Annotated in this window: 1 protein-coding gene and 1 pseudogene; one reads left to right on the top strand and one right to left on the bottom strand. The window is 69.3% G+C overall.

Translation table 11 applies throughout. The annotated features are described in order from the left end of the window. Positions 1–301 (top strand): energy transducer TonB (locus D7Y13_RS43990; RefSeq protein ID WP_120631156.1); only part of this gene is annotated, 301 nt, incomplete at its 5' end. Between the two features lie 10 nt (positions 302–311). On the opposite strand, the pseudogene D7Y13_RS43995 reads toward D7Y13_RS43990, so the two are convergent. Beyond that, a pseudogene (locus tag D7Y13_RS43995) lies at positions 312–410 on the bottom strand (acyl-CoA thioesterase II); the annotation flags it as partial.

The following is a 410-nucleotide window of genomic DNA, read 5'->3' on the forward strand; positions in this document are numbered from 1 at the left end:
AGCGACCCCGATGCCGACAGGGCAGTTTCCGCCGCAATTCCAGCGCCGCGCGATCGAGGGCTGGGCGATCGTGCAATATGATATCGCGCCATGGGGCGCGACCGGAAACATGAAGCTGCTGCTCGCCGAACCCGCCGCGGCGTTTGGAGACAGCGCGCTGTCGCTGGTGCGCCAGGCGAAGTTCCCGGCGTCGTCGACAGGCGCGGCAGCCTGCGTCATGCGGGTCCGTTTCAATATGCCGGCCCTGGAAGCGGAGACGAGCCCGCCGCCCGCGGTCCCGGTGATACCGATCGGCTTCTAGATGCCCGCGCTCACTCGCGCAGCCGCATCAGTCCTTCCTGCGTGACGGATGCGACCAGCCGGCCGTCGCGGGCGAAGATCTGGCCGCGGTTGAAGCCGCGGGCGTGGCC

Origin of the sequence: Corallococcus praedator (genome assembly GCF_003612125.1) — a bacterium.
GTDB classification, from domain to species: domain Bacteria; phylum Myxococcota; class Myxococcia; order Myxococcales; family Myxococcaceae; genus Corallococcus; species Corallococcus praedator.